Source organism: Flavobacterium sp. (genome assembly GCF_020217025.1).
Classification (GTDB): domain Bacteria; phylum Bacteroidota; class Bacteroidia; order Flavobacteriales; family Flavobacteriaceae; genus Flavobacterium.
The window spans coordinates 1-10,000 of the sequence record NZ_JAIWOF010000076.1 but is presented as its reverse complement, the minus strand read 5'-3'; the positions used below and the strand labels follow the sequence as shown (position 1 = coordinate 10,000).

The window sequence follows — 10,000 nt, the reverse complement described above, 5'->3', positions numbered from 1 at the left end:
ATGAACGATATAAGTTGAAACCAGCGTCTTTAGTATTTCCTTCTTTGAATAAACGTTTTGCTTCTGTCAAACAATCCGTAGCTAATTTACGTTGTAAACTAACTAAATTTTCAACTTTTGGTTTTAATTCTAAGAATTCGTGACGATCTCCTTGCGGAACTGGTCCAGAAATAATCAATGGTGTTCTAGCATCATCAATTAAAACTGAATCGACCTCATCGACAATCGCATAATTGTGTTTGCGTTGTACTAAATCTTCTGGAGCGTGCGCCATATTATCTCTCAAATAATCGAAACCAAATTCGTTATTTGTACCATAAGTAATATCAGCTTCGTATGCTTTTCTTCTTTCTGGAGAGTTTGGCTGGTGATTATCAATACAGTCCACAGTTAATCCATGGAACTCGAATAAAGGAGCTTTCCACGTACTATCACGTTTTGCTAAGTAGTCATTCACCGTTACTAAATGCACTCCGTTTCCAGTTAAGGCATTTAAGTATAAAGGTAATGTTGCTACTAATGTTTTTCCTTCACCTGTTTGCATTTCGGCAATTTTACCTTGATGCAATACAACTCCACCAATCAACTGAACGTCGTAGTGAATCATATCCCATGTGATAGCTTTTCCTGCAGCATTCCAAGAGTTTGCCCAAGTAGCGTTATCACCTTCAATTGTGATATACGATTTAGTTGCTGATAACTCTCTGTCTTTTGGAGTAGCAGTAACTGTAATCGTTGTATTATCTTTAAAACGACGCGCTGTTTCTTTTACAACTGCAAACGCTTCTGGAAGAATTTCGTTTAATACTTTCTCAGAAATCTCATAAGCTTCTTTCTCAATTTTATCGATTTCAGCATAAATATCTTCACGCGCATCGATGTCTTGAGTTTGTTCTGCGTCTTGTTTTAAAGAAGCAATTTTAGCGTCTTTGTCAGCGCGAGCCTGTTGAATTTTAGCTTTGAATTCGGCTGTTTTAGCACGCAATTCATCATGAGACAATGCTTGTAAAACACTCTCAAAAGATTTTACTTTGTTAATAAGTGGTTGAATCGCTTTTACATCTTTCTCCGATTTGTCTCCCACAAAAGCTTTCAATATGGAATTTATGATACTCATAATTTTTTATTTTCTAAATAGTTTGCAAATATAACCACAAAAAAAGTCTCAGTAAAGAGACTTGTTTCTGTTGTGTTTATTTATTTTTAATATTCATCCTCATTCCAAAGATAATCTTCGTCAGTAGGATAATCAGGCCAAATCTCTTCCATTGATTCATAGATTTCTCCTTCGTCTTCTATAGATTGTAAGTTTTCCACTACTTCTAATGGAGCTCCAGTTCTGATAGCATAGTCGATAAGTTCATCTTTGGTTGCTGGCCAAGGTGCATCACTTAAGTATGACGCTAATTCTAATGTCCAATACATCTTTTATCGATTTAAGTTTATGCAAAAATAAATTTATTACCCAATAAGGCAAGTTTTTTTTTACTTTTTTTATTAAAATTTAAGAACGTTTTTTTTTAAGTACTCAAAACATGACTTTTCATTACTGTTTTCAGGCATAATGAACACTTAAAACTGATTACTGAACACTATTTTCTAGGAATCCATTGTACTTCGTCAGCGTTCAAATCATGGGACAACTTTCGTGCCAACACAAAAAGATAGTCAGAAAGTCGGTTTAGGTACTTAATTACGCGTTCATCTGTGGGTTCTATGTCATTCAAATGTACCGCTAAACGCTCGGCTCTACGGCACACGCAGCGTGCAATATGACAATATGACACGGTTGTATGTCCGCCTGGCAAAACAAAATGTGTCATTGGCGGTAACGCTTCTTCCATCCTATCGATTTCGTTTTCCAAAAATTCGATATCCGATTCTACAATTCCAAGGTTTTGCAAGCGTGGTTGACCGTTTTTCAAAGTTTCTTTTTCTGGCGGCGTTGCTAAAATAGCTCCAACAGTAAATAATCGATCTTGAACTTCAATTAAGACCTTTTTGTATAAATCGCTCATGTCTTGGTCGCGAATTAATCCGATGTGGGAATTTAATTCGTCAACTGTTCCATAGCTTTCAATTCTAATATGATGTTTGGGTACACGTGTTCCACCAAATAAGGCTGTAGTTCCACTGTCGCCAGTTTTTGTGTATACTTTCATTATAATTGTTTATCGTTTTAAGCTTGTTATTTCTTCAATTGGTCGCGATACATTTCAATATTCGCTTTAACTTTTGGATCTAATTCGGGTTCGGTGATGTCGGTTAGTTTTTGCATTTCTTCCCAAATGGTTTTGGCTACAATGTATCTCGCAACGCCTTTATCATCTGCTGGAATTATATACCAAGGAGCAAAATCAGTTGATGTTTTATTAATCGCTTCTTCGTAATATTTCATATAATCGTCCCAACGTTCACGTTCTTTTAAATCTCCTGTTGAGAATTTCCAATTGTCTTCCGGATTTTCTAATCGTTTTAATAAACGTTCTCTTTGTTCGTCTTTACTCATGTGAAAATAGAACTTTAAGATTTTTGTGCCGTTTTGTGAAATGTGTTTCTCAAAATTCACCATTTGTTCCATACGGTTTTCCCAAAATTGAGCCGTAATATCTTCTACTTTTTCAATTCCAGGTAAATTTTCAAACAAAATATATTCGGGATGCACTCGCGTTACCAATACATTTTCATAATGCGTGCGATTGAAAACTGCGAATTTTCCTTTTTCAGGCAAAGCCAAATAATGACGCCATAAATAATCGTGTTCTAATTCGGTTGAATTGGGTGTTTTAAAACTGTGCACCACAACGCCACGCGGATTAAATTCCTTGAAAACCTCACGAATTAAGCTATCTTTTCCGCTGGTATCCATTCCTTGCAAACAAATTAAAAACGCATAACGATTGTGCGCGTACATGGCATCTTGCTTTTTAGAAAGTTTCTGTTGGATTTTATCTAAAGCTAATTCTTCTTGTTCTTTGTCGGTATCAATAGGAAGTTTGGTTAGAAAATCATCTAACTTAATTTTACCTTTTACTTTAAAATCTTCAATATTGATATTTTCCATCGTTGTTGGTTTTAAATCTCTGTAAAAATAGTACTTTTAGAGGCTAATTTGCGCTAAAAATTGTTAACTCTTTTGTAAAAATATGGAAAATTTTAAACTTACTAATTTCTTCACGATAAAAGGTATTTCGGCAGCATCAGGATTGGTGTATTCCCAAAATGTTTTATTTGTTATTTCGGATTCGAGTAACTTTTTGTACCAATACGACATCGATAAAAAACTTTTGTTGAAATTTCCATTGGTAAAAGAAGCGAGAGAAAACATTGAAAAAGAAAATAAACCTGATTTAGAGAGCATTACCCAATATGGAAATCAACTAATTATGTTGGGTTCAGGTTCAACTCAAAAACGTAATACGATGTTCACTTTAGATTTGGGTTCGGATGCTTTACAAACGCAAGATTTAAGTGTTTTATACCAAAATTTAAAAAATGTTGGTTCGTTTACCGATGACCAATTGAATATTGAAGGTGCTATTTATGCGCATCAAACCATGTTACTTTTTCAAAGAGGCAATTCAAAAAATAGTCGAAACGGCATTTTTATTATTCCGAATAACCAAGAAGATGGTATTCGATTTGTACCGATTTCACTTCCAACATTAGATGATATTGAAACCACTTTTACTGATGCGATTTTAGTGAACGATAAAATTTATTTCTTGGCTTGCGCCGAAAACACCGAATCTACTTATGAAGATGGCGAAGTTTTAGGAACCATTTTAGGTATTATGCATGCTCCGACATTTGAAATTATTGACGTGCAATTATTATCGGAACATCAGAAATTTGAAGGTATTACGCTTTACAAGGAATCAGAAAATGAAATTGAGTTTTTATTGTGCGAAGACAATGATACGGAGACTTTAGAAACTATAATTTACCAATTAACGTCGAAGAAATAATTTTTTTTACTCCCTTCCCAACCTTTTACAAACTTTTATGCTCTATATAAAAAAGCGAAGTCAAGAACAAGTTCAAATTCAAGAACAAGTTCAAAAGCAAAACAAATTGAATATTGCATTTGTCCTTGAACTTGATTTTTGAAAATAAAACATTTTATGGATGTAAAACACATACAAGGCTGCCGAAAACAACACCGTGAAGCACAACGCATGGTGTATGAAATTATGGCGCCAAAACTCTATCGTTTGTGTAAACGGTATTTAAAAAAGGAGGAAGAAATAGAAGAAGTATTGGCCGATGCTTTTTTTACCCTATTTACAAAAATAGATCAACTAAAAGAAGATTTGGCTTTTGAAGCTTGGGCGCGAAAAATAACGGTGAACAATTGTCTGTTACAAATTAAAAAGAACATCAACTTTAATTTGTATTTGGAAGATGTGAGCTACAATTCGCAACCTTTAGCAGATGAAGTTACCGATTTAGAAGAAGAAGATTTGCTCAATTTACTGAATTATATTCCCGATGGGTGCCAAACGATTTTTAATTTGTTTGTGATTGAAGGCTATTCGCACAAAGAAATTGCAGAACAACTTGGCATTAGTGAAGGAACATCGAAATCGCAATTAAATGCAGCGAAAAGTAAATTAAAAGAATTGGTAAGAACTTTTTATTATCAAAAAGCAAAATAGTCATGGGAACAGAAGAAAAATTATATAAAAAAATACAACAAGCTGCCGAAAACGCCGAGCAAAAAGACTTTCCAGGAATGGAGAAGATTTGGGCACGCGTGGAAGACAAAATGGAAACGCAAACACTTCAAAAGGAGAAACATTTGTGGAAAAAATTAGCAGTAGCAGCTTCGATAGTTTTAGTAGGAACATTAACTTTTTTCTTACTGCAAGAAAAAGAAAATGTAATTGTTCCAGAAAATACAGTTACTACTATTGATTCATCAAAAAAAACGATTCCAACACCTGAAACAGCGAATGGATTGGTAAACACAACTCCAGAAATTAAAAAAGATGCGGAACAAATTTTACAACAACAAATCGTAATTCAGAACAACATTGTAATTAACGATACCATCAATTACAAATCGAAAAAAGAAGTTATGATTCCGGTTCCAATTGCTATGGAAGAAGTTCAAGAAATGGCAAAAACGAGTTTGGTTCCAACCTATAACAATAATATTTCGAATTCAGCTTCAATAAATAATTCAGGCTATTTAGCTAAAGGAAAGCGTTATGATGTTACAATGAAATCGGCAGAGACAACTCAGGAAAAAGACAAAAAAGAACCAAATGATGATTTACTACTTATTGACGGAAAATTAAGTAAAAAATCGCTAAATAATTTAAATCCAGAAGAAATTGAATCGGTGGTAGAATTGAAAGAACCAATTTATTATATAAATGGTGTTGAATATTCCGAAGAGTCACTTTTTGGAGAAAATCCTACGAGTCCGTATGCGCCATTGAGTAAGCAAAAAATTGATACCATCGTTATTTTAGAACCTGAAAGAGCTATTCCGATTTATGGTGAAAAAGGAAAAAAAGGAGTTGTGATTATTACAATCAAGAAATAGCAAGAATAATTTTAAAAACAAATTAAAAAAAAACAAAATAATGAAATCATTAAAAATACTGCTATTTTTTCTATTTGCGATAACCACTTTTGGACAAGAAAAAGCATTCAATGAAGCACTAATTGTTGTAAACGAAAAAATTGTTTATAAAGATATTTTAGATGCATTTGATTCTAAAAACATCGAATCGGTAAAGGTTTTAAAAGATAAAGAGGCAATAGCAATCTATGGACAAATTGGTAAAAACGGTGCCATTCTAATTACTACAAAAACTATTTCTAAACGAGAATTAAAGCAATTATATAAAAAATATTCCCTTGAAAATTCAATAAAAAACGAAAGCGATGTTTTTAAAATTTCTGGAACAGTTTACGATTGTGAAAAACTTCCTATACCTGGAGCCTATATAAAAAATCTAAATTCAAAAGCAGAAACACAAGCCGATTTTGACGGAAAATTCTCTATTGAAGTTAAATTAAATGATATTTTAGAAATTTCATTTATAGAATTTAAATCACATAAGATAAAAATTGAAAATAAAGAGAATCTTGTAGTTAATCTCAAATCAGATCAGCATATTATATTAGAAAAACCAGTCATATATCTTTATCCAACAGAAAAAACTGCTCTTGATATTAAATTGGATGTAAAAGGAAAATTACTAACAACATTCCCAAAATACGATAAAAATTGGGAAGTAATTGCAGAGCCAAACGGACAAATTTTTGATAAAAAAACCAATCGTTATTACAGTTCATTATTTTGGGATGGAACTATTGACTTTCCAGAAGAACATTATAAATATAACGATGGCTTCATTGTTCCAAAAGAAAAGTTAACAGAATTTTTCATCGAAAAGCTTGAAAATATTGGTTTAAACAATCAAGAAACAAATGACTTCATACAATATTGGTTGCCTGTCTTAGAACGTAATAAATATAACTTTATTCATTTCTTAATAAATGAAAAATGTAGTGAAATTGCCACTTTAAATGTAAATCCTAAACCAGAAACTAGTATCAGAATTTATGTGGAATTTTATGGTTTAGAGAATTTTAAAAATATTAACGAGCAACAACTACCTAAAACCAATCGAAGAGGTTTTACTCTTGTCGAATGGGGAGGTTCAGATGTTTCATCAAAAATTAAAAACAATGAACTATAAACAAATTATCATAATTTTTTTATTCAGTTTTACTCTTCAAGCACAAGAGAAAAAGCAAAACGACACGATTAAAATCGAAATCAATTCGAATACTAAAACGATTTATGTATTGGGCGGAATTGCATCTGTAATTACCAAAGAAGATTTGGCTTTTGCGAAGAAATACAATGTAAAATTCCATGATTTTGGTTGCATCGCTCCAACTAATTTTGAGGAATATGAAACTAAAAATGAATTGGTTTTTAATTTTTTGAATAAAACCTATGGAATGCAATGGCAAAAAGAAATCAAGCCAAGTGTTTTAGGTTTTGAGAAATGGAAGAAGAAATAACTTAAATATATCTCGAAATTACATTTTCTAAATCGGCATATTCAAATGGTTTTACCAAAACATCGGTAAGGCCATTTTTCTTTTCTAGAATTTCTTTTAGAATATTTTCTTTGTCAGAAGCGGTTAACGCAATAATCGGCGTTTTAATTCCAAGATTTCTAATTTTGATTGAAGCTTCAATTCCGTTCATAACTGGCATATTGATATCCATCAGAATTACATCAAATTTATTCTCTTCAACTAGTAATAAAGCTTCCAAACCATTTTCTGCTATTTGGAAGTTGTGACCATTTTTCTCCAAGAGTTTTTGGGTCACCATTTGATTGATTTTATTGTCTTCAACCACTAAAATATTTAAGTTTTGAAGTTTTGAATTCGAATTTTCTTTAATTTGTTCTGAAATTACAATTTCATCTGCTGGAATGTGAGGAAACAAAACCGTAAACTTACTGCCTTCTCTAATTTTACTTTCTACTGAAATACTTCCTTTAAAAAGTTCTACTAAACGTTTCACAATAGACAACCCAAGTCCTGTTCCTTTATATTGTTCTTGCAAATTCACATCAACTTGAACAAATTTTTCAAAGATTTTATCCAAATATTCTTCAGGAATTCCGATTCCAGTATCTTTTACCTCTAATTTCAAAAACACATTATTATCCTTATTCTCCAAGGACAAACTAAGTGTAACCTTTCCTTTCTTGGTAAACTTTAAAGCATTACTAACTAAGTTGATTAAAATTTGAGAGAATCGAGTCAAATCGGTTTTAATAAATTGAGGAACATCATCTGCAATTGAAACAATAATTTCATTTTTGTTTGACTTTGCTATGACGTTCATAGATTCTTTTATGTGACCAATTTCTTCTCTAATATTAATATTTTCATAATTGAATTCAATATTATTATCTTCAATTTTATAAACGTTTAAAACATCATTAATTAAAGTTAAAAGATATTGTGAAGAAAACTTCAAAGCGTTAAAATAGGGACTCTTTTTAATTTCTTTGTGTTCGCTTTCTAAAATTTCAGCCATACCAATTACACCATACAAAGGGGTTCTTAGTTCATGACTCACATTAGATAAAAATTGTGTTTTTAATCGAGTTGCTTCTTCTGATTTTTCTCTAGCCACTTGTAACTGAAAGTTATAATCCGATAGCTTTTTACTTAAAGTTCTATAGTTTACAAACCCTTTAAAAATAAAAATTAAAAATATTATTACAAAACCAAGAAACCACAGTACTACTTTATTAAAACGATTTGCAGCCTTCATTTTTTGATGCTGAATTTTTTTCTCAGTTTCAATTTGTTGCACCTTATATTTGTATTCAAGTGCCTCAATGTCTCCGCCAGCCATTTTTATTTCGATATTCCTTTCTTTACTAAAAAGTTCATCTTGAAGTTGGTCGTGTTTTTCTAAATAATAAAGCGCTTTTTCTGTTTTATTATACTTTTTATAAAATCTATACACCATTGCATAAATATCCATTTGATGCGATTTATGATATTCGATATCTTGATATTTAAAATCGGAAACACATTTTAAATAATTCTTTTCGGCATTCACAAGATCATTCCGCATTTCATAGTAATAAGCCATCAACGAATAATACGACATTCCCATTTCGTAATCGTTGTTATTCATTTTTTTTTCTACTAATTGCAAATAATATTTACCTTTATCTAGTTCATTCAACTCCAAATAAACATCGGCTAAATTAATTTCTGCAAAAGCAATATCCCTTGGTGTATCTAACTTTTTAGATAATTCATATGACTTTTGATAATAATAAAGTCCTTTATTGGAATCTTTTAGCCTGAAATAATAAAGATTTCCAATGTTGTTATAAAGATAATTCTCAATGGTATCATTCTTTGCTAATTTGGCATAAGAAACTCCAGAATTATAATATTGAATAGACTTTTTTAAATCACCAAATTCTTCAAAATTAAGTCCAATGATATTGTAGGAAGCCGCAGCCATATCATACTTATTTTCCTTTAAAGCGTATTCTAAAAGTTGTTGGGAATACGATAAAGATTCGCTGCATTTTAAGTCGTTTAAGCCTTTTAAAGCTTTGTCGTACAAACCTCTTGCATACTTATCTTTATATCCAATTCCTTGTCCAAAGGACAGCTGAAAGGAAAATAGTATCCAAAAAAATACAACAGCTTTTTTAAACATTCTTAATCAAGGAGGATTTGTTAAATTTTAGGCTAAAAATGAAATAAATATTTGTGCAACTATACAAATTTAAAATTTTTATTGAATTGACCAAGAAATTAGTAAGAATATTAATAAAAAGATAATCTAAAACAAATACATTCAAAAACAGAAAAAGCCCCAATTAAGGAGCTTTTTTTTATTTATTCACGAATCTTATTTTTCAATCTCTTTCAACGAATCCATTTTCTTGTGCACTAAGAATCCTTTGATATCTTCGAAATGTTCTTTAACACGCTTATTTCCAAATTCGAATACTTTTTCAGCCAAACCATCCAAGAAATCACGATCGTGAGAAACTAAAATCAAAGTTCCGTCAAAATCACGTAAAGCATCTTTTATGATGTCTTTCGTTTTCATATCTAAATGGTTGGATGGCTCATCTAAAATTAGAAGATTTACAGGTTCTAACAGTAACTTAATCATTGCCAGACGTGTTTTTTCTCCTCCAGAAAGTACTTTCACTTTCTTTTGAATATCATCTCCTTGAAACATAAAGGCGCCAAGAATATTTTTAATTTGTGTACGAACATCTCCAACGGCAATTCTATCAATGGTTTCAAAAATAGTTGCGTTTTCGTCTAATTGAGCGGCTTGATTTTGAGCAAAATAGCCAATTTGTGCATTGTGACCAATTTCTACAGAACCTCCATTGATTTCAATTTCTTTCATAATGGCTTTAATCATAGTTGATTTACCTTCACCATTTTTACCTACGAAAGC

General features: G+C 31.5%; 11 protein-coding genes. 5 read left to right on the top strand and 6 right to left on the bottom strand.

Translation table 11 applies throughout. The annotated features are described in order from the left end of the window. From LDL23_RS03680 to LDL23_RS03665, 4 genes are all read right to left on the bottom strand, one after another. The coding region (locus LDL23_RS03680) for a DEAD/DEAH box helicase (protein ID WP_366935462.1) at positions 1-1,117 on the bottom strand (1,117 nt) is incomplete at its 3' end. Between the two features lie 86 nt (positions 1,118-1,203). After that, positions 1,204-1,425, bottom strand: a complete 222-nt coding sequence (locus tag LDL23_RS03675; protein WP_002986941.1) for a DUF2795 domain-containing protein — start codon at positions 1,423-1,425, stop codon at positions 1,204-1,206. A 167-nt stretch (positions 1,426-1,592) separates the two neighbouring features. Next, on the bottom strand, positions 1,593-2,162 hold the full coding sequence (locus LDL23_RS03670; protein WP_291264502.1) for a cob(I)yrinic acid a,c-diamide adenosyltransferase: 570 nt from the start codon (positions 2,160-2,162) through the stop codon (positions 1,593-1,595). A gap of 26 nt (positions 2,163-2,188) precedes the next feature. Then, the gene (locus tag LDL23_RS03665) at positions 2,189-3,064 is read right to left on the bottom strand and encodes a PPK2 family polyphosphate kinase (RefSeq protein WP_291264501.1); all 876 of its coding nucleotides are present in this window, start codon (positions 3,062-3,064) and stop codon (positions 2,189-2,191) included. A gap of 82 nt (positions 3,065-3,146) precedes the next feature. Between LDL23_RS03665 and LDL23_RS03660 the strand changes: the two genes are divergently transcribed. The 5 genes from LDL23_RS03660 (at position 3,147) to LDL23_RS03640 (ending at position 7,050) form a co-directional block, all read left to right on the top strand. Then, positions 3,147-3,968, top strand: a complete 822-nt coding sequence (locus LDL23_RS03660; RefSeq protein ID WP_291264500.1) for a hypothetical protein — start codon at positions 3,147-3,149, stop codon at positions 3,966-3,968. 156 nt (positions 3,969-4,124) lie between these two features. Further along, positions 4,125-4,658 carry a sigma-70 family RNA polymerase sigma factor gene (locus LDL23_RS03655; RefSeq protein WP_291108322.1) on the top strand — a complete coding sequence of 178 codons (534 nt, stop codon included), beginning with the start codon at positions 4,125-4,127 and terminating at the stop codon, positions 4,656-4,658. 2 nt (positions 4,659-4,660) lie between these two features. Further along, on the top strand, positions 4,661-5,554 hold the full coding sequence (locus LDL23_RS03650; RefSeq protein WP_291264499.1) for a hypothetical protein: 894 nt from the start codon (positions 4,661-4,663) through the stop codon (positions 5,552-5,554). A gap of 40 nt (positions 5,555-5,594) precedes the next feature. Then, on the top strand, positions 5,595-6,719 hold the full coding sequence (locus tag LDL23_RS03645) for a carboxypeptidase-like regulatory domain-containing protein (RefSeq protein WP_291264498.1): 1,125 nt from the start codon (positions 5,595-5,597) through the stop codon (positions 6,717-6,719). Further along, positions 6,709-7,050, top strand: coding sequence for a hypothetical protein (locus tag LDL23_RS03640; RefSeq protein ID WP_291264497.1), 342 nt, complete (start codon positions 6,709-6,711; stop codon positions 7,048-7,050). The genes LDL23_RS03645 and LDL23_RS03640 overlap by 11 nt, the downstream gene beginning before the upstream one ends. A gap of 1 nt (position 7,051) precedes the next feature. Here the strand turns inward: LDL23_RS03640 and LDL23_RS03635 are convergent, their stop codons facing one another. Further along, positions 7,052-9,238: an ATP-binding protein gene (locus LDL23_RS03635; protein WP_291264496.1), complete on the bottom strand. Its 2,187-nt coding sequence runs from the start codon at positions 9,236-9,238 to the stop codon at positions 7,052-7,054. A 195-nt stretch (positions 9,239-9,433) separates the two neighbouring features. After that, on the bottom strand, positions 9,434-10,000 hold a 567-nt coding region (locus tag LDL23_RS03630; RefSeq protein WP_291264495.1), incomplete at its 5' end, for an ATP-binding cassette domain-containing protein.